21 protein-coding genes are annotated in these 22,475 nt (G+C 49.0%); 8 read left to right on the top strand and 13 right to left on the bottom strand.

The genetic code is table 11. From position 1 onward, the window contains the following. Entirely contained in the window at positions 1–570 is a 570-nt protein-coding gene (slyD, locus tag PT300_03905; GenBank protein ID MDF7679800.1) for a peptidylprolyl isomerase, read from the bottom strand. A 310-nt stretch (positions 571–880) separates the two neighbouring features. Here slyD and PT300_03900 point away from each other — a divergent pair, with 310 nt between their 5' ends. The 3 genes from PT300_03900 (at position 881) to PT300_03890 (ending at position 4,152) form a co-directional block, all read left to right on the top strand. Further along, complete coding sequence (locus tag PT300_03900) at positions 881–2,785, top strand: ABC transporter ATP-binding protein (protein MDF7679799.1); 1,905 nt, start codon at positions 881–883, stop codon at positions 2,783–2,785. A 129-nt stretch (positions 2,786–2,914) separates the two neighbouring features. Beyond that, positions 2,915–3,937 (top strand): hydrolase, encoded by a 1,023-nt coding sequence (locus PT300_03895; protein MDF7679798.1) that lies wholly within the window; start codon positions 2,915–2,917, stop codon positions 3,935–3,937. Further along, entirely contained in the window at positions 3,934–4,152 is a 219-nt protein-coding gene (locus PT300_03890) for a YheU family protein (protein MDF7679797.1), read from the top strand. The genes PT300_03895 and PT300_03890 overlap by 4 nt, the downstream gene beginning before the upstream one ends. 108 nt (positions 4,153–4,260) lie before the next feature. On the opposite strand, the gene PT300_03885 is transcribed toward PT300_03890, so the two are convergent. Beyond that, on the bottom strand, positions 4,261–4,665 hold the full coding sequence (locus PT300_03885; protein MDF7679796.1) for an OsmC family protein: 405 nt from the start codon (positions 4,663–4,665) through the stop codon (positions 4,261–4,263). A gap of 472 nt (positions 4,666–5,137) precedes the next feature. Here PT300_03885 and crp point away from each other — a divergent pair, with 472 nt between their 5' ends. Further along, entirely contained in the window at positions 5,138–5,770 is a 633-nt protein-coding gene (crp, locus tag PT300_03880; GenBank protein ID MDF7679795.1) for a cAMP-activated global transcriptional regulator CRP, read from the top strand. 103 nt (positions 5,771–5,873) lie between these two features. On the opposite strand, the gene PT300_03875 is transcribed toward crp, so the two are convergent. Beyond that, positions 5,874–7,097, bottom strand: a complete 1,224-nt coding sequence (locus PT300_03875; GenBank protein ID MDF7679794.1) for an aspartate aminotransferase family protein — start codon at positions 7,095–7,097, stop codon at positions 5,874–5,876. A 137-nt stretch (positions 7,098–7,234) separates the two neighbouring features. Further along, complete coding sequence (ppiA, locus tag PT300_03870) at positions 7,235–7,804, bottom strand: peptidylprolyl isomerase A (protein MDF7679793.1); 570 nt, start codon at positions 7,802–7,804, stop codon at positions 7,235–7,237. Positions 7,805–8,589: 785 nt separating this feature from the next. Between ppiA and agp the strand changes: the two genes are divergently transcribed. The 4 genes from agp (at position 8,590) to cysG (ending at position 14,643) form a co-directional block, all read left to right on the top strand. After that, positions 8,590–9,837 (top strand): bifunctional glucose-1-phosphatase/inositol phosphatase, encoded by a 1,248-nt coding sequence (gene agp / locus PT300_03865; GenBank protein ID MDF7679792.1) that lies wholly within the window; start codon positions 8,590–8,592, stop codon positions 9,835–9,837. A 380-nt stretch (positions 9,838–10,217) separates the two neighbouring features. Then, positions 10,218–12,761, top strand: a complete 2,544-nt coding sequence (gene nirB / locus PT300_03860) for a nitrite reductase large subunit NirB (GenBank protein MDF7679791.1) — start codon at positions 10,218–10,220, stop codon at positions 12,759–12,761. Next, positions 12,758–13,084, top strand: coding sequence for a nitrite reductase small subunit NirD (nirD, locus tag PT300_03855; protein ID MDF7679790.1), 327 nt, complete (start codon positions 12,758–12,760; stop codon positions 13,082–13,084). The genes nirB and nirD overlap by 4 nt, the downstream gene beginning before the upstream one ends. 149 nt (positions 13,085–13,233) lie before the next feature. Continuing rightward, positions 13,234–14,643, top strand: coding sequence for a siroheme synthase CysG (gene cysG / locus PT300_03850; GenBank protein ID MDF7679789.1), 1,410 nt, complete (start codon positions 13,234–13,236; stop codon positions 14,641–14,643). A 132-nt stretch (positions 14,644–14,775) separates the two neighbouring features. Here the strand turns inward: cysG and trpS are convergent, their stop codons facing one another. The 9 genes from trpS to PT300_03805 form a co-directional block, all read right to left on the bottom strand. Further along, positions 14,776–15,780: a tryptophan--tRNA ligase gene (trpS, locus tag PT300_03845; GenBank protein ID MDF7679788.1), complete on the bottom strand. Its 1,005-nt coding sequence runs from the start codon at positions 15,778–15,780 to the stop codon at positions 14,776–14,778. Next, complete coding sequence (gph, locus tag PT300_03840) at positions 15,773–16,534, bottom strand: phosphoglycolate phosphatase (GenBank protein ID MDF7679787.1); 762 nt, start codon at positions 16,532–16,534, stop codon at positions 15,773–15,775. Before gph ends, trpS begins: the two co-directional genes overlap by 8 nt. Beyond that, positions 16,527–17,204: a ribulose-phosphate 3-epimerase gene (gene rpe, locus PT300_03835; GenBank protein MDF7679786.1), complete on the bottom strand. Its 678-nt coding sequence runs from the start codon at positions 17,202–17,204 to the stop codon at positions 16,527–16,529. The genes gph and rpe overlap by 8 nt, the downstream gene beginning before the upstream one ends. 10 nt (positions 17,205–17,214) lie before the next feature. Continuing rightward, a complete protein-coding gene (dam, locus tag PT300_03830) occupies positions 17,215–18,045 on the bottom strand; it encodes an adenine-specific DNA-methyltransferase (protein MDF7679785.1) in 831 nt (276 codons plus the stop codon). A gap of 71 nt (positions 18,046–18,116) precedes the next feature. Continuing rightward, positions 18,117–19,373, bottom strand: a complete 1,257-nt coding sequence (gene damX, locus PT300_03825; protein MDF7679784.1) for a cell division protein DamX — start codon at positions 19,371–19,373, stop codon at positions 18,117–18,119. A gap of 90 nt (positions 19,374–19,463) precedes the next feature. Next, positions 19,464–20,552 (bottom strand): 3-dehydroquinate synthase, encoded by a 1,089-nt coding sequence (gene aroB / locus PT300_03820; protein ID MDF7679783.1) that lies wholly within the window; start codon positions 20,550–20,552, stop codon positions 19,464–19,466. A 56-nt stretch (positions 20,553–20,608) separates the two neighbouring features. Then, positions 20,609–21,130, bottom strand: a complete 522-nt coding sequence (aroK, locus tag PT300_03815) for a shikimate kinase AroK (GenBank protein ID MDF7679782.1) — start codon at positions 21,128–21,130, stop codon at positions 20,609–20,611. Between the two features lie 353 nt (positions 21,131–21,483). Then, a complete protein-coding gene (locus tag PT300_03810; GenBank protein ID MDF7679781.1) occupies positions 21,484–21,909 on the bottom strand; it encodes a type II toxin-antitoxin system VapC family toxin in 426 nt (141 codons plus the stop codon). Continuing rightward, positions 21,909–22,163 (bottom strand): type II toxin-antitoxin system Phd/YefM family antitoxin, encoded by a 255-nt coding sequence (locus PT300_03805; protein MDF7679780.1) that lies wholly within the window; start codon positions 22,161–22,163, stop codon positions 21,909–21,911. Before PT300_03805 ends, PT300_03810 begins: the two co-directional genes overlap by 1 nt. Positions 22,164–22,475 lie beyond the last annotated feature (312 nt).

The following is a 22,475-nucleotide window of genomic DNA, read 5'->3' as shown; positions in this document are numbered from 1 at the left end:
TCAGTGGCAACCACAGCCACCGTGCCCGCCACAACCCCCGTGCTCATGGTGATGGTCATGACCACCACAGCAACCTTCATGCTCATGATGATGATCATGGCCATGAGCACCATGAACATGACCATGCTCCAGTTCTTCTGCCGTTGCTTCGCGAATGGCGACAACCTCAACGTTAAATTTCAGATTTTGTCCCGCCAGCATATGATTACCGTCAACCACGACATGATCGTCCTCAACCGCTGTAATTTCTACCGGAACGGGGCCCTGATCGGTATCGGCCAGGAAACGCATTCCCGGCTGTAACTCATCAACACCCACGAAAACCTCTTTCGGTACACGCTGCACCAGATTTTCATCGTACTGACCATACGCATCATCTGCCCCCACCGCGACATCAAATTTATCGCCTACTTCATGACCATCCAGCGCTTTCTCAAGGCCGGAGATGAGGGAACCGTGACCATGCAGATAGTCCAGCGGTGCGCTAACCGGAGACTCATCAACCAATACACCATCTTCTGTACGTACCTGATAGGCCAGACTGACCACCAGATCTTTTGCTACTTTCATGATATCTCCTGAGCATAGAGCAGAATAATGGCGCAGATTGTAGCGGAAATCTGCCACCATGCACTCTTTAAGTAAAAAAAAGACAACAGAGATTGCAACTTTTGACCAAAAATAATGATATCGCTTGTCGTTCTGACCTGTTTGCGGATCTGTGCACTGATACCAGCACATCAGAGAGACGTGATCGCTGACAAGGGGACATAAAGATAATGACTTTGTCTCTTATCTTCATTTTGGGCTAACATGACGACCCGGTGGCATCACTTAGCGCCTGGCCCATTACCCATGTAGTCTGAATATACGGCACTTTATGATTATTTTCTCGTCATTACAACTTCGTCGCGGCATCCGTGTTCTGCTGGACAACGCCAGCGCGACCATCAATCCAGGCCAGAAAGTCGGCCTGGTCGGTAAGAACGGCTGCGGCAAATCCACCTTGTTATCATTGCTGAAAAATGAAATAAATGCCGATGGCGGTAGTCTGTCTTTACCCGGTAACTGGCAGCTGGCATGGGTCAATCAGGAGACCCCGGCGCTGGCGCAACACGCTATCGAGTATGTTATTGACGGTGATCGCGAATATCGACAACTGGAAGCGGAATTAAAGCAGGCCAACGAAGATAACGATGGTCATGCCATCGCTACCGTACACGCCAAACTCGATACGATTGATGCCTGGACGATTCATGCTCGTGCCGCCAGCCTGCTGCATGGCCTCGGATTTCACAATCAGCAACTCGAACGGCCAGTCAGCGACTTCTCCGGTGGCTGGCGTATGCGCCTTAATCTCGCCCAGGCACTGATTTGCCGCTCTGATCTCCTGCTGCTTGATGAACCCACGAACCACCTTGATCTCGATGCGGTGATCTGGCTGGAGAAATGGCTTAAAAGCTATACCGGGACGCTTATTCTGATCTCTCATGATCGTGACTTTCTCGATCCGATCGTCGATAAAATTATTCATATCGAACAACAAACGTTGTATGAATATACGGGTAACTACAGCGCTTTTGAGGTACAACGAGCGACACGCCTCGCACAACAACAGGCGATGTATCAAAGCCAGCAACTTCGCGTCGCACATCTGCAAAGTTATATCGATCGCTTCCGCGCTAAAGCCACCAAGGCAAAACAGGCGCAAAGTCGTATAAAAATGCTGGAACGCATGGAGCTTATCGCACCCGCTCATGTCGATAATCCCTTTCACTTTAGCTTCCGTGCGCCAGAAAATTTACCGAATCCTTTACTCAAAATGGATAAAGTGAGTGCCGGTTATGGCGAGCAAACGATTCTGCAGGCGATCAAACTCAATCTGGTTCCTGGCTCGCGAATTGGTCTGCTGGGGCGTAATGGTGCCGGTAAATCAACACTGATCAAACTGCTGGCGGGAGAACTGCAACCGTTACATGGCGAAGTGAGCCTCGCCAAAGGAGTGAAAGTCGGCTATTTTGCTCAGCATCAACTGGAATTATTGCATGCCGATGAGTCGCCACTACGACACCTGGTGCGCCTGGCGCCACAGGAACAGGAGCAAAAACTGCGCGACTATCTCGGCGGCTTTGGTTTCCAGGGAGATAAGGTGAATGAAACGACACAATGTTTCTCCGGTGGTGAGAAAGCGCGTTTAGTGCTGGCATTAATCGTCTGGCAGCGCCCTGATTTACTTTTACTTGATGAACCAACTAACCACCTCGACCTCGATATGCGCCAGGCCTTAACCGAAGCGCTCATTGATTTCGAAGGGGCACTGATTGTCGTGTCACATGACAGGCACCTGATCCGCTCTACTACCGATGAGCTCTATCTGGTGCATGACGGTCAGGTTGAGCCGTTTGAGGGTGATCTCGATGACTATCAGCAATGGCTAAGTGAGTCGCAAAAGCAGAAAAATTCACCGCTAAATGCGACACAAGAAGTGGTCAGTAGTGCGCAGAATCGCAAAGACCAGAAACGCCGGGAAGCTGAATTGCGGGCACGTACACAACCTCTGCGTAAAGAGATCAGCCGCCTCGAAAAAGAGATCGATCACCTCAATGCGCAACTTGTCACCGTGGCAGAGCAGTTAAGTGATGGCAGCCTGTATGATCCCTCCCGTAAAGCGGAGCTGACGGCTTGCCTGCAACAACAGGCACAAGCAAAATCTGCGCTGGAAACGTATGAGACTGCCTGGTTTGAGACTCAGCATCAACTGGAACAGATGCTAAAAGAAAACTAAGCGCCCGACGTAGCCAGTCCGGACTACATCGGCCACTGCCAGGGGTCAGAATAGCCAGTAAAATAACCTGACGAGCCAGTGCTAAATGAGAGATACTATTTTGATAATCACTCTGATGTGTCTGATGCTATGGCCAAAACATTCCCAATAGAAATGAACTCCACGGCGGATAATTCACACGACTTTCACCCGATGCGCGGCATGAGCAACTGTCACCTGCAGACGATGTTACCACGCCTGATCCGACGCGAATTACAGTTTACACCCTACTGGCAGCGCCTTGATCTGCCCGACGGTGACTTTGTTGATCTGGCATGGAGTGAAAACCCGGCGCAGGCAGCACACAAACCCCGGCTGGTGGTGTTTCATGGCCTGGAGGGCAGCCTGTACAGTCCCTATGTCCACGGGATTATCCATACGGTCATGCAGCGTGGCTGGCTGGGTGTGGTGATGCATTTTCGCGGCTGTAGCGGTGTTCCCAATCGTAATCGACGTATCTATCATTCAGGGGAAATAGAGGATGGGCGCTGGTTTCTGCACTGGCTACGCCGTGAGTTTGGTACTGTACCGACAGCGGCGGTCGGCTACTCGTTAGGGGGAAATATGCTGGCTTGCCTGCTGGCGGCAGAAGGTAATAATGTCCCGCTGGATACGGCCGCGATTGTCTCGGCACCTTTGATGCTGGAAGCCTGTAGCTATCATATGGATAAAGGCTTTGCCCGACTCTATCAGTATTATCTGCTGCACCTGCTCAAAGCGAATGCCACACGTAAATTAAAAGCCTGGCCTGGTTCGCTGCCCGTTGATTTACATCAGCTTAAAGCAATGCGCAGCATACGCGACTTTGACGATATGATCACCGCACGGATTCACGGTTTCACCGACGCGCTGGATTATTATCGTCAATGCAGTGCCATGCCCCGGTTAAACAGTATTACCATACCCACACTGATTATTCATGCTAAGGACGATCCTTTTATGGATCACCACTCCATTCCATCAGCGCAGCAGATCCCAGCTAACGTTGAATATCAATTAACCGTCCATGGCGGCCACGTTGGTTTTGTGGGGGGCACACTCAGCAAACCAGAAATGTGGCTGGAACAGCGAATACCAGACTGGCTAAACCGCTGGTCAGGAGTCACGACATGATTATTCCCTGGCGCAGTCTTGCGCCTGACACGCTCAACAATCTGATCGAAAGTTTTGTCTTACGTGAAGGCACCGATTACGGTGAACATGAGTGCACACTGGCGGAAAAAGTTGCCGAGGTCAAACAGCAATTAGAAATTGGCGAAGTGGTACTGGTGTGGTCAGAACTCCACGAAACGGTCAATATTATGTCCCGTCAGTCATTCCCGCAATAAAACTGTCCCGCCAGGCGGGACACTTGCCAGTACAAATAAATGACACCCTCTGGCAATTAGAGACGACAATTCCTGGCTCTGGCTGAACCATGACAAATAGGATCACTGTCAGGCTTCGTGGACTTCAAATGAGTGGGTAATATTGACCGCTTTTTGTAACATGAGCGCTACCGAACAATATTTTTCTGCTGACAGGTTCACCGCCCGCGCAACAGCGGCTTCTTTCAGCGCCTTACCTGTCACGACAAAATGCAGATTAATGTGCGTAAACAGACGGGGAACCTCTTCCCGGCGTTCAGCGGTAAGTTTGACTTCACAATTGGTCACATCATGACGCCCTTTTTGTAAAACAGATACGACATCTATCGCACTACATCCCCCTGCCGCCATCAATACCATTTCCATCGGGCTGGGGGATTTGTCACCAGAATTACCATCCATCAGAATCTGATGACCCGATGCAGATTCACCGATAAAGGTTAAGCCTTCCACCCACTTCACTCGCGCTTGCATAAAAATTGACTCCATGATGAGGACTTTTTTTACAGATTACGCGCCCGTGATCATTATCGCAACGCAAAGACGACATTAATCCTCCAATTACAGTACCATACTGAAACGAGTCACCTGGAGACATACGACGCAAGCTATGTTAAAACAGTCGGGATACGACATACTACGGACTACATTGATGTATTAAGTCATTCATGTATGACCTGTATGCTAAGAGCCTGGCCCACCAGGCGTTATTGACGCAGGCAGTTTGGACACCGACAGCGCGGAGAAACCAGAGCGTACACGGAGTACGTGAGGATTTCGAGCACTGCCCAGGATCAAAATGGCAAGTAAAATAGCCTGATGGGCCAGGCTCTAAGAAGTTCATCCGTCAGGTGAAACACACACGTTCATTTCCCTGACAAGGGGAGACTATCGGATGCCACCTGCTGGTATTCGCAGAGAACTTATAATAAGAGGATAACCGCATATGGTGCTTGGCAAATCGCAAACAGACCCGACCCTCGAATGGTTCTTGTCTCATTGCCACATTCATAAATATCCGTCTAAAAGCACTCTCATTCACCAGGGTGAGAAAGCAGAAACGTTGTACTATATCGTCAAAGGTTCTGTCGCCGTACTCATCAAAGATGAAGAGGGGAAAGAGATGATCCTCTCTTACCTCAATCAGGGAGACTTCATCGGTGAATTAGGTTTATTTGAAGAAAATCAGGAGCGCAGTGCCTGGGTACGGGCGAAAACAGCCTGTGAAGTCGCGGAAATTTCTTACAAAAAATTCCGTCAGTTAATTCAGGTCAATCCCGATATTCTGATGCGTCTGTCATCACAAATGGCGCGCCGTTTGCAGGTAACGTCTGAAAAAGTGGGCAATCTTGCTTTTCTCGATGTGACCGGGCGTATTGCCCAGACATTGTTAAATCTGGCAAAACAGCCGGATGCGATGACTCACCCGGATGGCATGCAAATTAAAATTACCCGCCAGGAGATTGGTCAGATCGTGGGATGTTCCCGTGAAACGGTAGGACGGATCCTTAAAATGCTGGAAGATCAGAACCTGATCTCTGCTCATGGCAAAACCATCGTCGTGTACGGTACACGTTAAGTCAATCAATATGGCGTATAACACCAACAATACGCCATTTTATGTTCCCTGATGCCAGGAAACCCTGGCTTCTTTCAGATCAGCTATTTCAGCGGCCATTCAATCACGACGCACCAGTGACCTGCCGCACCGCCTGAGCAAAACGGCGCATTCCCTCAGTAATATCATTTTCATCAATCACTAATGAAGGGGTAAAACGCAATACATTCGGCCCGGCATTGAGCACCATCACGCCCGCCTGGGCTGCCGCATGGCGGAAATCAGCCGTCCGGCCGTGATAGCGAGGATTGAGCTCAGCGCCAATCAGTAACCCCATGCCACGGATATCACTGAACAGATCGAACTGCCGGTCAATCTGCCGGAGAGCGTCAACCAACAGCTCACGTCTGGCATTAACACCCGCCAGCAGCTGGGGAGTGTTGATCAGATCAAAAGCAACACCTGCGACCGCACAGGCCAGTGGATTGCCACCGTAAGTCGAACCATGAGATCCGGCATGAAACGCACTGGCGATCGCCTGGGTGGTCAGTACGGCACTAACGGGAAAACCACCGCCGAGTGCTTTGGCGCTGGTCAGAATATCCGGAGTCACGCCATACTGCATATAAGCAAACAACGCTCCGCTACGCCCCATACCACACTGGACTTCATCAAACACCAGCAGTGCCTGGTGCTTATCACATAACTCACGCAATCCGCTGAGAAAGGCTGGCGTTGCCGATATCACGCCGCCTTCGCCCTGAATCGGTTCCACTACCACCGCACAGGTATGATTATCTATCAACGCCTGTACCGCCGCGAGATCATTAAATGGCACATGGATGATATCCGCCGGTTTCGGGCCGAAACCATCAGAATAATGGGCTTGTCCCCCCACAGAGACCGTAAACAACGAACGGCCATGAAACGCATTACGAAAGGCAATGATTTTAGTCTTATAGGGGTTGTGATGCGTCACCGCATAATGGCGTGCCAGTTTGAATGCCGTTTCATTCGCTTCGGTGCCTGAATTCATAAACAGCACACGCTCTGCAAAAGTCGCGGCAATCAGTTTCTGTGCCAGTCGTAACGCCGGTTCATTGGTAAAGACATTACTGGTATGCCAGAGTCGTTCCCCCTGCTCGTGTAACACTGCCACCAGAGCCGGATGACAATGACCTAATGCGGTAACGGCGATCCCACCTGCGAAATCGACATATTCTTTGCCTGACTGATCCCATACGCGGCTGCCTTTCCCCTTTACCGGAATGAATGCTTCAGGCGCATAAACAGGAAAAATAACTTCATCGAATGTCGCACGGCTAATGATTGATACATCGCTTGCCATAAATTGCCACTCCTGTTCATTACATACGCACGATTGTGAAAACATATTCACAAAATATGCATAAAAACCAGTTATGGCAACCAGAAATCACTGTTCAAGACAACTTTTCATGCCCAGCGGAGTGTAACCGACCATCATCACGGCAAAACTTTTGCTGACAAAATAACCACAGGTTTAGACGGTACATTTTGATAAGGGCCAATATTGTGGGTCGGAACCTGAGAGATTTTATCCGCGACATCCATGCCTTTTACCACTTTGCCAAATACCGCGTAGCCAAAATCACGCTGTCCATGATCGAGAAAAGCATTATCTGCGACATTAATGAAAAACTGGCTGGTGGCACTGTCCTGATCGGCGGTACGCGCCATCGCTATGGTGCCGCGGGTGTTGCGCAAACCGTTATCCGCTTCGTTTTTAATCGGGGGTTCAGGTTGCTTTTGCTGCATCTGCTCATTAAAACCGCCACCTTGTATCATGAAGCCTGGGATCACACGATGAAAAGTCGTATTATTGTAGAAGCCGCTATTGACATACTTGATAAAATTTTCTACCGAAACAGGAGCTTGCTGCTTGTTTAATTCCAGTTCGATACTGCCCGCCGATGTATCCAGCAAAACATGAGGATCACCCTTCGCAGCCTTAGCCGGAGAAAAAACAGAAATGGCAAAAACAGTCACTGCTGCCATCAGAGTCAATTTGCGCATTGATAATTCCAGATAAAAAAATAAGTATGTTGATTTTAAAGAGCCCATACATGATGAGCCAGCCTTTTACCTAATTTTACGTAGTAAAAATAGTTGTTACTGAAGAAGTAACAACTAAATGACAGGATATTCAATCCGCTATCAAATATACTGTAATTATATACACCCGTTTACAGACAGTAATTTTTCACCGATAAGTGACATGCTCACTACCTTTTTTTAACCATGTAACTGACAATATACACCAATGTCAGATAATGTCGTTGATTATCTAAAACAGCGGTGATTTTTCACCATTCAAAACCTGGATCAGCAGGCGTTATTGACGCAGCCAGCCTGGACACGGACAGCGTGGAGTACGTGAGGATTTCGATCACTGCCCAGGGCCAAAATGGCAAGTAAAATAACCTGATGAGCTTGATTCTTAATCAGGGAAAGATTATCACGCCACCGAATCGAAACCCCGTACAGATAAAAATATCAGGATTTGCTACTGGCATTTTCGCAATACCTGAAAGCACACGGATTGCATGAAGTACAAAATAATATCTCACCGCGCTAATAAAAATAGCGACAGGATTAGCTAACTCATTCTGTCGCGGACGGGGTTTTTAATAACATGGATAATTCTCAGGGATCATCCCGGCCATTGTTATATAACAGAAGGTCGACCGGTGTATTTATAATTTAAACTTCTCGTGCCAGATCGTTATCTGGCCTCCAGAAAAAGGTTATAAATCTGTCACAATGGAACCTGATAATAACCGCTGACTGAGGATAAAAGAATGAAAAAAAACCTACTCTCTGGCGCCATCTCTGGTGCGATATTGTTGTCCATCGGTGCCCATGCGCAGGAACCGGTTGCGCCACAGGGCTATCAATTACAACAAGTGTTAATCATGAGTCGTCATAATCTGCGGGCGCCATTGACCACTGGTGGTAGCGTACTGGCGCAATCAACAACGAAATCATGGCCACAATGGGATGTTCCCGGTGGCCAGTTGACGACCAAAGGCGGCGTGCTGGAAGTCTATATGGGGGCATATCTGCGTGCATGGCTGGAGCAACAAGGACTGGCTGGCAACAATAAATGCCCGTCAGAAAATACCGTTTACGTCTATTCCAACAGCCTGCAGCGGACGATCGCGACGGCACAATTTCTGATCGCCGGTGCCTTTCCCGGTTGTGACGTGACCGTCCATCATCAATCACCAGTGGGAACGATGGACCCCACCTTTAATCCGGTGATCACTGACGATTCGCCTGCCTTCAGAGAGAAGGCGATTGCGGAAATGGAAAAAACACGTCACACCATGCCGCTCGCGGCAAGTTATCGGTTACTCGAAAAAATCATCGATTATCAAAACTCGCCCACCTGTAAAGGAAAACAGCCGTGTTCATTAGATAACACTCACGATATCTTCAGCGCACAATATCAGCAGGAACCAACGATCGCCGGTCCCCTGAAGATCGGCAACGCACTGGTTGATGCTTTCACCTTACAATATTACCAAGGATTTCCGCTCAATCAGGTCGCCTGGGGAGAAATCAAAACCGATAAGCAGTGGCGGGAGTTATCAAAGCTGAAAAACGGTTATCAGGATAGCTTGCTTTCCTCACCGGAAGTCGCCCGCAATATCGCCAAACCGCTGGTGAAATATATCGATAAAACCCTGGCTGTCGATGGGGAAAAATCGGCGAAAGTGACAATACTGGTCGGTCATGATTCCAATATTGCCTCTCTGTTATCCGCACTGAATTTCAAGCCTTATCAGCTGCATAATCAGTATGAAAGCACGCCTATTGGTGGACAGCTGGTATTCCAGAACTGGCATGACAGTCATGCGGATCGTGATTTGATCAAGATTGAGTATGTGTACCAGAGCACCGCACAACTGCGCGAAGCACAGCCACTGACGCTGCAATCGCCACCACAGCGCGTGACGCTGGCACTGAACGGCTGTCCGGTAGATGCCAACGGTTTCTGTTCACTGGAAACCTTTAAGCAATTACTGAATCATGCCGCGCAATAAACCGCAGCAAAGTCGTGGATAACTGGTCGGCCTGGCGCGCGCGCTGTCTTATCCATAACGCTGGCTACTTCAATAACGATGCTATTCTGGCGATATCGGTGTCATCGTTGTTCAGGTAGCCAGTTCTTAATCTTTTGATAATGCCACATCCGCACTTCAGTAGCTGAGATCGACAGTCACCGATAATGCGGTTATCGGTTGCACATTCTGTACATAAACGCCGCAAAATAAAAACGCTTTTATTTCCCATAACTTATAAAAATCATGAAAAATCATAGTCATACCTATTAAGTAGTAGACAGAAGAGAAATTGATTTACATCAAAAATTGTCATAGCTGAATCGTTAAGGTAGGCAGTAGTAAAGAAACCAGGAAACATAATGAACAAAGTCAAAATCGCCATTATCGGCAACGGTATGGTTGGCCATCGCTTCATCGAAGAGATCCTGGATAAAGCACCGGCCGATCAATTTGATATTACCGTATTCTGTGAAGAACCGCGTGTCGCCTATGACCGTGTGCATCTGTCATCTTACTTCTCTCATCATACGGCGGAAGAGCTGTCACTGGTTCGTGAAGGTTTCTACCAGAAGCATGGGATCAATATCCTGACTGGTGAACGCGCCATTACGGTGAATCGCCAGGAGAAAATGATCTACTCCAGTTCCGGGCGCACCGTATTTTACGACAAACTGATCATCGCAACCGGCTCCAGCCCGTGGGTGCCGCCGATCAAAGGGGCCAATACCCAGGACTGTTTTGTCTACCGCACTATTGAAGATCTGAATGCCATTGAAGCCTGTGCCCGCCGTAGCAAACGCGGAGCCGTCGTCGGTGGAGGTCTGTTGGGACTGGAAGCGGCGGGAGCGCTGAAGAATCTCGGCATCGAGACCCATGTGATTGAATTTGCGCCCATGCTGATGGCTGAGCAGCTTGACAGCCTCGGCGGCGCGCAATTAAAGCGCAAAATTGAAAGCCTCGGCGTCCAGGTGCATACCAGCAAGAATACCCAGGAGATTATCCAGCAAGGTAGCGAAGCCCGTAAAACCATGCAGTTTGCTGACGGGAGCGAATTGCAGGTCGACTTTATCGTCTTCTCGACCGGTATCCGCCCTCGCGATCAACTGGCCAGACAATGCGATCTGGCTATCGCCCCGCGCGGCGGTATTGTGATTGACGATCACTGTCAGACTTCCGATCCCGATATCTATGCGATCGGCGAATGCGCAAGCTGGAATAACCGGGTTTATGGTCTGGTGGCACCTGGCTATAAAATGGCCCAGGTTGCGGCCGATCACCTCCTCGGTAATGACAATCATTTTACCGGTGCTGATCTGAGCGCCAAACTGAAACTGCTGGGGGTCGATGTCGGCGGGATCGGTGATGCGCATGGCCGCACGCCGGGTTCCCGTAGTTATGTCTATCTTGATGAACGCCAGGAAGTCTACAAACGCTTAATCGTCAGCGAAGATAACAAAACCCTGCTCGGCGCTGTGCTGGTGGGTGATACCAGCGACTACGGTAATCTGCTACAGCTGGTACTCAACGGTATTGAGCTGCCAGAAAACCCGGACACACTGATTCTGCCTGCCCACGCCGGTAGTGGCAAACCCGCCATCGGCGTTGACAAGCTGCCAGACAGTGCACAAATCTGTTCCTGTTTCGATGTCAGTAAAGGAACGTTGATCGCCGCGATTAACCAGGGTTGTCATACCGTTGCTGCGCTAAAAGCAGAGACCAAAGCAGGCACTGGTTGTGGCGGATGTATTCCCCTGGTCACCCAGATCCTGAATAATGAACTGGCGAAACAAGGCATCGAAGTGAATCATAATTTGTGCGAACACTTTGCCTACTCCCGTCAGGAGCTGTTTCATCTGATCCGTGTCGAAGGGATTAAAAGCTTCGAAGAATTGCTGAATAAACATGGCAAAGGCTATGGCTGCGAAGTGTGTAAACCCACCATTGGTTCTCTGCTGGCCTCCTGCTGGAATGAATATATCCTCAAGCCACAACATACGCCACTGCAGGATACCAATGATAACTTTCTGGCCAATATTCAGAAAGATGGCACCTATTCGGTGATCCCCCGCTCCGCAGGCGGTGAAATCACTCCGGAACAACTGATCGCGGTCGGCAATATTGCCCGTGAATATCAGCTCTACACCAAAATCACCGGTTCACAACGTATCGGCCTGTTTGGCGCACAAAAGGACGATCTGCCTACTATCTGGCAGCAACTCATTGCCGCTGGCTTTGAAACCGGCCATGCCTATGCCAAAGCGCTGCGCATGGCGAAAACCTGTGTCGGCAGCGCCTGGTGCCGCTATGGTGTCGGCGACAGCGTCGGGCTGGGAGTTGAACTGGAAAATCGCTACAAAGGTATCCGTACACCGCATAAAGTCAAATTTGGCGTCTCCGGCTGTACCCGTGAATGCGCAGAAGCACAAGGAAAAGATGTCGGTATTATTGCCACGGAGCAGGGCTGGAATCTGTATGTCTGCGGTAACGGTGGAATGAAGCCACGTCATGCCGATTTACTGGCAGCCGACCTCGATCATGACACACTGCTCCACTATCTTGATCGTTTTATGATGTTCTATATCCGCACGGCGGATAAGCTCACCCGTACCGCCTCATGGCTGGACAATATGGAAGGCGGGATTGATTACCTGCGCAGTGTCATTATTGATGACAGACTAGATCTGAATACTCAGCTGGAAGAGGAACTGGCGCGTTTACGTGAAAAAACCGTTTGCGAATGGTATCAAACGGTCAACGATGCTGCGGCTCAGACGCGCTTCAAACACTTTATCAACAGTCACCAGCGCGATCCCAATGTCCAGGTCGTCGCCGAACGTCAACAACATCGTCCGGCGACACCGGATGAACGTATCCCGGTCAAGTTGATGGAGGAAAATGCATGAGCCAGTGGAGAGATATTTGTAAAATTGATGATATTCTGCCCGCCACCGGGGTTTGTGCGCAGCTTGGTCAACAACAGGTAGCCCTGTTCCGACCATATCATAATGACAGTGTCTACGCGATCAGCAATATCGATCCATTCTTCAACGCCAGTGTTCTGTCACGCGGTATTATCGCCGAGCATGATGGTGAGTTATGGGTCGCCAGTCCGTTGAAAAAACAGCGTTTCCGACTGCGTGATGGCCTGTGTATGGAAGATGCCAGTCACTCGGTTCGCTGTTTTGACGTTCGGGTGCAGGAAGGGTATGTCCAACTGAAAGCATAATCCTGCGACAGTTCCCGCCTGGCGATGGCGGGAACGTCATTTTTTATGCTAATTAAGCGCTAAATCACATAAAAACAATAAATTACTAGCCTACACGCTGTTATGCTATGGCTCTTTTCTCTTTTTTTTCTTTATTGTGAGGATGTGCCGTGGATCACTTACCGATTTTCTGCCAGCTACGTAATCGCGAGTGTTTACTGGTCGGTGGTGGTGATGTTGCTGAACGTAAAGCCCGTTTATTACTGGATGCGGGCGCCAGACTAACCGTTAACGCACTGGATTTTTCACCGCAATTCCAGATATGGGCAAACTCACAGAGACTGACATTAGTCGCTGGCCCATTTAATCCCACCCTGCTCGATACCTGCTGGCTCGCCATCGCCGCGACCAATAATCAAGAAGTCAATCAGCGGGTTAGCGAAGCCGCTGAATCCAGACGAATATTCTGCAATGTGGTTGATGCTCCCCGCCAGGCCAGCTTTATCATGCCGTCAATTATTGATCGTTCTCCGCTGATGGTCGCCGTCTCATCAGGGGGCACTTCCCCGGTACTGGCACGGTTATTACGGGAAAAATTAGAAGCCCTTCTCCCGCGCCATTTAGGCCAGCTTGCCCATTATGCTGGTCAGCTACGCACCCGGGTGAAAAAGCAATTTGCCACAATGAGCCAGCGTCGGCGTTTCTGGGAAAAATTATTTGCCCATGACCGACTGGCACAATCACTGGCGAATGAAGACCACCAGACCGTCACTGAGATTACTGAACAGTTATTAGCCCAACCGCTGGATCACCGGGGTGAAGTGGTGCTGGTAGGTGCAGGCCCTGGCGATGCCGGACTGTTAACACTGAAAGGACTACAGCAGATCCAGCAAGCTGATGTAGTGGTGTATGACCGGCTGGTCTCCGATGATATTATGAATCTGGTGCGTCGTGACGCTGATCGGGTATTCGTCGGTAAACGTTCAGGTTATCACTGCGTACCCCAGCAAGAGATTAATCAAATCCTGCTACGTGAAGCACAGCGCGGGCGGCGTGTTGTCCGTTTGAAAGGGGGTGATCCCTTTATTTTTGGCCGTGGCGGTGAAGAGCTGGAAGCGCTCAGCCATGCGGCGATCCCCTTCTCGGTCGTGCCGGGTATTACGGCTGCCTCCGGGTGCTCCGCCTATTCGGGTATCCCGCTGACCCACCGTGATTTTTCTCAGGGAGTACGCCTGGTTACCGGACATCTGAAAACAGGCGGTGAACTGGACTGGCAGAACCTGGCCTGCGAGAAGCAGACGTTAGTATTCTATATGGGACTGAACCAGGCACCGGTAATCAGCGAAAAACTGATCGCTCATGGCATGGCCGCCGATATGCCTGTCGCGATTGTCGAAAATGGCACCACCGTCAATCAGCGTGTGATAACCGGTACGCTGGATCAACTGGCTACTCTGGCACAAAAAATGGTCAGTCCCTCATTGATTATCGTTGGTCATGTGGTTAGTCTGCGCGCTAAGCTCAACTGGTTTTGTGCCACCGATAACCATACACAAAGGGATGCAGTCATCAGCGAATGAACCCGTGGAATAAGGCGACCAGGAAAGCTGTATGCGACGATGACAGGCTGACGCTGTGATGCCCGCTATCGGAACATCACAGCCTGCCTGTATTTATCACTGCAATGAATAGCGTTATGCCCGGCCTGACAATCAGGGTTTCGCCACAAAACCAATCGCATCGAATACGGCTTTCAGCGTTTGTGAGGCACGAGCGCTGGCCTTTTCTGCCCCCTCTTTCATCACCTGTTTAAGAAAGGTTTCATCCTGACGGACACGGTGATAGCGTTCCTGAAGATCCCCTAACATGACAGACACTGCATCCGCCACTTCCCCTTTCAGATGTCCATACATTTTGCCCGCAAAATGTTGCTCCAGGGTGGCAATGCTCTGGCCAGTGACCCCCGATAGGATATCGAGCAGATTAGACACGCCAGCTTTATTTTGCTGGTCATAGCGGACAACGGGCGGTTCGTCAGAGTCGGTTACGGCGCGCTTGATCTTCTTCACGATGGAGCGTGGATCTTCCAGCAGGCCAATCACATTATTACGATTTTCATCTGACTTAGACATCTTTTTCGTTGGCTCAAGCAAAGACATCACCCTGGCCCCCGATGCGGGAATAAAGGGTTCGGGCACTTTAAAGATATCGCCATAAATCGCATTAAAACGCTGAGCAATATCGCGCGTCAATTCAAGGTGCTGTTTCTGATCTTCGCCCACCGGAACCTGATTGGTCTGGTAGAGCAAAATATCCGCCGCCATCAGCACCGGGTAATCAAACAGACCGACGTTGATATTTTCCGCATAACGGGTCGATTTATCTTTAAACTGGGTCATCCGGCTCAGTTCACCGAAATAGGTATAACAGTTTAATACCCAGCCTAACTGAACGTGTTCCGGCACATGAGACTGGACAAAAATAGTGCTTTTTTGCGGATCAATACCACACGCCAGATACAGCGCAAGGGTATCCAGAGTAGCAGTATGTAATTGTTGTGGATTCTGGCGAACGGTGATCGCGTGCTGGTCGACAATACAATAAATACAATGATAATCATCCTGCATGTTAACCCATTGCCGCAACGCTCCCATATAGTTGCCAATAGTTAATTCACCTGAAGGCTGTGCGCCACTAAACACGATGGGCTTAGTCATTTCTGTTTTCCTGGTTTTCACTGTACGGTAGCCCGCAAAGGGGCAACAGTTGATTAAATTGCTCGCAGATAAAATCGGGTTGGCTAAGGGTAATGGCTTCGCCATAGTTATAGCCATAGGTCAAACCAACCGAGCGGCACCCCGCTGCTTTAGCCGCCTGAATATCGTTGCGTGAATCACCGACGAACAATAAAGCATCAGGCGTGAGTCCGAGTTTCTGCGCCGCCAGATGCAATGCTTGCGGATGGGGTTTTTTATTCTCTACATCATCGCCACCAATCACCACCCTGAAATAGTGGCTGATAGCCAGTGATGTCAGAATCGGGGCGACAAATTGTGTGGGTTTATTCGTCACCACAGCCAGTGGTAATCCTTTCGCATGCATCATGCTCAGTGTATCGGCGACGCCTGGAAATAAAAAACTCCCCTCTGTCGCGGCTTCGCGGTAGTAATGGTCAAACAGTTTCCGTAGCATAATAAGTTGTTCTGCCGCCGGGCGTTCACTGTGATCAACCATCGGTTTTCCCATCGCGCGACGCTGTATCAGCCATTCCTGACGCGCCCATTCGAGCGTGCGCATCAGTAAAACATCTGCGCCATTGCCAATCCATGTCACCACCCTGGCTTCACCCGCTACCGGCAATTCCAGTGCGTAAAGCGCCTGATCAACGGCCATCGCCAGACCTGGCGCACTGTCTATCAGCGTACCATCAAGATCAAAAGCGACGCCCTCTATTGCTGCTAATTCAGTCATCGCTCACCCGGGCTAATTCATGACGCATACGATCAATAACCTGCCGATAATCAGGTTGATCAAAAATAGCGGAACCGGCGACAAACATATCCGCTCCGGCTGCGGCGATCTCAGCAATATTATCGATTTTGACACCACCATCGACCTCCAGACGGATATCATAACCTGATGCATCAATACGTTGACGAACCTCACGCAGCTTATCCAGCGTCTGGGGAATAAAAGATTGTCCACCAAAACCGGGATTGACTGACATCAACAGAATGACATCAAGTTTATCCATCACATAATCAAGATAGTTCAATGGCGTGGCGGGATTAAAGACCAGACCGGCCTGACAGCCCTGTTCTCTGATCAGCTGCAGACTACGATCGATATGCTCCGAGGCCTCGGGATGAAAAGTAATAATAGTGGCACCTGCGGCCGCAAAATCAGGAATGATACGATCAACCGGTTTGACCATCAGATGGACATCAATCGGCGCAGTGATACCGTAATGACGTAACGCTTTCAGCACCATGGGGCCGATAGTCAGATTCGGAACATAATGGTTATCCATCACATCAAAATGCACAACATCGGCACCTGCAGCCAGTACATTCGCGGTATCCTCGCCCAGACGGGCAAAATCGGCTGACAGAATGGAAGGGGCAATCAAATAGGGCTTCATCCGCCTCTCCTTAAGATGATTTGGTCTTCGATGAACAATAAAGTGCCAGAAGCTCATCTACCTTTTTTCGGGCACCCCCCTTACTACTGATACTGCGCTGCACTTTAACAAAATGCAGTTTAGCTTGACGATACCATTCACGTGTAAGCGCCATATCGTGATTGGAGATCAACACCGGGATCTGTCGTACACGCAGATCTTCGGCAAGTTTAGCCAGATGAGCTTGCTGGCTGATATCAAAGTTATTGGTATGATATGCCGTAAAATTAGCGGTAGGTGACAACGGCGCATAGGGTGGATCACAATAGATCACCGAAGAATCATCTGCCCGCGCCATACTCTCCACATATGACTCACAGTAAAAACAGGCATTCTGTGCTTTCTGAGCAAAATAATACAGCTCAGCTTCTGGAAAATAGGGCTTCTTATAACGACCAAACGGTACATTAAACTCACCACGTAAATTATAACGGCACAAACCATTATAACCGTGACGATTCAGATACAAAAAGAGTACCGCACGACGTAGCGGATCACGACTCTGGTTAAATTCCGTGCGAAACTGATAATATTGTTCCGGATTATTATGTTCAGGTGTAAAGACTTCACGAGCGGCCGCAACATAGTTATCCGTTTGTAACTTAACGATATTGTACAGATCGATCAGATCGCTGTTAATGTCCGCCAGAATATAGCGGGAAAAATCAGTATTAAGAAAGACTGAACCTGCACCAACAAAAGGTTCAATCAGACAATCACCTTGTGGCAGGTGTTTTTTTATATCATCAAGCAGGGGGTACTTTCCCCCTGCCCATTTCAGAAAAGCGCGCTTCATTTTTATGCTGCCTGACTAATTACATCTTCTCCGGCTGCGGAGATCGCTCCAGCAGCACCTGCTTTTTAAATTCGCGCTTATTTCAGTTCAGCCTGAACCTGATGCAACGGTTTTGCCCAGGGATTTTTCGCTTGTATATTTGCTGGCAATGAAGCTACCGCATTTTTTGCATCATCTCTTGTCGGATAAATACCGCTTACCAGAACATACCACGGCTGACTGTTGCGGGTAGTTTCATAAACAACATAATTTTCCAGCTTCTCTTTCTTCGCCCAGTTCTTCAGGTTGCTGTAATTAGAGGAGCTGCTAAGTTGCAAAGTATAGTAATCCGCAGGCGCAGATTTCAACGCTTTTACGTTCCCTGTCGTTTTAGCATGAGTTCTGGCTGGCGCTGCAGGTACAGGTGCAGGTGTAGGTGTAGGTGTAGGTGTAGGTGTAGGTGTAGGTGTAGGTGTAGGTGTAGGTGTAGGTGCAGTCTGAGCGGTTACTGCAGGTTTATCGGATAATGTTTTTGCCGCTGTGCTTGCTGTCCGTTTCGCAGGCGCTGTTTTCTCTTCAACCACTATTTTTGCAACCGACTTCGGCTCACTGATCGTGGGTTTACGCCCAACCTGAGCGGGCGCTGGAGCCGAATGCCCAAGCATGTTATTACGTGCAGGAGGTACGACAGTCGCAGGTTCAATCGGCAACGTGGAGGCCACTGGTTGATTCATTGAATCATCCAGCGGTTGAGCTGGTGCATTATTCAACTCGGCCGATATTTCGGTTTGTGGTTGTCCCTGTAGTTCTGCGCTGGGCTGAACAACGGTCGCCGGATCAGGATCGGGAATCAAAGAGACGACCGACGGTGTATTGTTCTGATTAGCCTCTGCGATCTGCCCTTGTGTATCAGGTTGTCCGCTATCAGATGGATTATCTGATAAATGAATATTTTTCTCATCGGATGCAGTTTGCTCGCCGGATGACGGCAGCGAAGATGGCGAATTAAGTGCCGAGCCAATACCCGCGATTAATAACAGCAACACGATAACGCCCAGAATTGTCATAACATACTGACGAGAAAATAATTTCCCGGATATTTTCTTACGATTAGACCCCGGCCGATCATGCTGACGTTCGTCCTGCATACTGACTTTTTCTGCCGTATCGTCCTTCCCATCACGCTCATACGGTGCGGTAGTGGCACGTATTGGATGGCTCTCTTCCACATCAATATCGATAGCATCAAAATTGATCTGCGGTTCGCTATTGTATTCAGAAGACTGGCGAGAATGATCTGAATGAAGATCACTAAGATCAGACTTCAAATCATGTTCTGGTTTTAGTTCATCCATTTAACACCCCATTAAAAGGCTTATTGCTTACAACTACGCATATCACCCAAAATAATAACGCCGCGCAACTGCGGCGGGATCTTCTTATTGTTAACCCGATTGCGTATCCGTAATCGCACGCTGTACGATATCATGCGATACATCACTGCAAACTTCGCTTTTTCCTATCGCGAGTGGTAGCACCAGCCGCATTTTTCCTGCCAGGACCTTTTTATCACGCAACATATGAGGCAGATACGCGGGTACAGACATCTGCTGTGGTCCACGAGTCGGTAGCCCCGCACGTTGCAATAAATTGATAATACGCTGTGTTTCTCCGGTACTGAACTGACCTAATCGTTCAGATACATGCGCCGCCATCACGATACCGGCCGCGACCGCTTCGCCATGCAACCAGTTACCATAACCCATTTCTGCTTCAATGGCATGGCCGAAAGTATGCCCAAGGTTGAGTAGGGCACGTAATCCGGCCTCACGTTCATCGGCAGCGACAACCTTTGCTTTTAGCTCGCAACAATGACGAATACAATATGCCATTGCCTGATTATCCAGTGCCATTAATGCATCAATATGGTTTTCCAGCCAATAGAAAAAATCAGCATCAAGAATAATGCCATATTTTATGACTTCTGCCAGTCCGGATGAGAGTTCACGACGTGGCAGCGTGCGAAGACAATTGAGATCGATGACCACTGACGCAGGCTGCCAGAAAGCACCAATCATGTTCTTACCCAGTGGATGATTGACAGCGGTTTTGCCGCCTACCGAAGAATCCACTTGAGATAATAGCGTAGTAGGAAGCTGAATAAAACGCACACCACGCTGATAACTGGCGGCGGCAAAGCCAGTTAAATCACCAATCACACCGCCACCTAATGCGATTAAAGTCGTATCACGTCCATGCGGTTTTTGTAGTAATGCAGTAAAAACCGTCTCCAGTATCGTCAGATTTTTATACTGTTCACCATCAGGTAAAATGACGTTATCAACATGAACACCACGCCGCTCCAGCACCGCACGAACCTGATTCAGATAAAGCGGTGCCACCGTTTCGTTAGTCACCAGCATCACCTGATCGCCGGTTTTCAGTGGTTGAAAGGACGCGGGATCGTTAAATAAACCAGCGGCGATGGTTATCGGATAACTTCGCTCTCCAAGAGTTACAGTCAGCTTCTCCATAACGCAACATCGACCTCCGTTATTTTTTACACTGCCACTCTTTCATTTAGCCAGAGTTAATTATTTTCCAGTATGTGGATAATCTGGTTTGCGACCACTTTCGCACTTTGATCATCCGTACGAATGGTGACATCCGCAATCTCTTCATACAAGGGGTTACGTTCATTCGCTAACGCTTCCAGCACTTCACGCGGTGGCGCTTCAACCTGTAAGAGCGGACGCTTTTTATCGCGCTGTGTACGGGTAAGCTGTTTCTCGATTGTCGTTTCCAGATAAACGACCACACCACGCGCGGAGAGACGGTTACGGGTTTCACGAGATTTGACCGAGCCTCCTCCCGTTGCCAGTACGATCCCTTGCTTTTCTGTCAATTCATTAATGATTTTCTCTTCACGATCACGAAATCCTTCTTCACCTTCAACATCGAAAACCCAGCCTACATCTGCGCCAGTGCGTTTCTCAATCTCTTGATCAGAATCGTAAAATTCCATATTGAGCTGTTGGGCTAACTGGCGCCCAATTGTGCTTTTACCAGCACCCATAGGCCCCACCAGAAAGATATTGCGTTTCTCTGCCATTTTTTCGGTACTACTAAGACTGTGCGTTAATATAAACCTACTTCGCAAATACCCAGCGCAGCAGGACATGAACTGAAACCTCATAGACAACAAAGCGAGAGTCAGGCTAAGAATTATCTCAAGACTCATGCAGGTTTGGCAACAGATACTCAATGTTTCAAGCTAACTCACCGTCAGCCGTGTTGGTTCGGATTCAGACATAGCGCGGATTATGATTTTATAAATGCGCTATCGTATTGATACCGAAATCAAACGCTCAGGTTGCTATCCTTGTATGCTAAATCCAACCTGACGTCAAACATCAGAAACGGGTTTAACGATAAAAAATTACATCAAGATTTGTTTCTTCCATATCAACCCCTAAAATTCCATGGATTAATAATTTTAACCCTTGTAGGCTCGAAATCAGCCACATTACGGGTCACGACAGTCATCCCATGCACAAGTGCCGTCGCAGCGATAAGCGCATCACGCTCACCTCTCTTATCCGGGACATGCAATCCAGCACAACGCAATGCCACAGCAGTATCTACTGGAAGCGTTCTCCCTGAAAATTCCGGCAGTACATGTTGCTCTAACCAGGAGCGAAGTACCGCTCCCTGAACGGCATCACAACGCTCAACAGACAAAATCCCCAGCTCCAGTTCCATGATAGTGATTGACGATACAAAGAGTTCGGCGGCATCCACGCTTCCAGCCCATGCCGCCACGTTAGGATCTATTTTCTCTGTCCGCGCCTTTCGTAGTTCTGATACTACGTTGGTATCGAGAACAAACATCATGAGAAATCAGCCGGTTTCGCATCAATCGACACACTGGACGGATTAAAATCAATATCAGATGCCTCCGGCATGGCCAGAGCATCCGCAATGCTCCGGCGTTGCTTAGTCAGCCTCTGATACTCCTCAATACTCAGAAGGACGTGAGCAGTTTTTCCACGATCAGTGATGAATACAGGGCCATTACAGGTCGCTCTTTTTGCGCGGGTAACGTCCTGATTCAGTTCCCGACTCGACAATGTTGTAACAGTCATTTTTGATTCTCCAGTAACAAAACAACAATGTAGTAACGTTACTACCTAAAATGTTTGCTGTCAAAAACAAAACCTGTCTTACCATCACCTTTAGGAGAAATCGGTCGCCTCAGCGCACTACAGCAGAGAAACTCACCGGCACTCAGCCCGGCAGCTTTTGCACTCGCCACTACCAGTGCTTTTTCTTCCAGGAGCTAGCGGATACCGGGAAACAGTTCCATTCTCTGGAATTTTTCACTATTGGTTTTACTCATCACGCAATTCCTCACCAATAGCAATTCCTCACCAATATGTGAGGGGTGCGCGAAAAAG

The organism is Enterobacteriaceae bacterium ESL0689 (genome assembly GCA_029433525.1).
Lineage (GTDB): Bacteria > Pseudomonadota > Gammaproteobacteria > Enterobacterales > Enterobacteriaceae > JAQTIF01.
The sequence above is the reverse complement of the archived record's forward strand: the minus strand, read 5'-3'. Positions and strand labels throughout refer to the sequence as shown.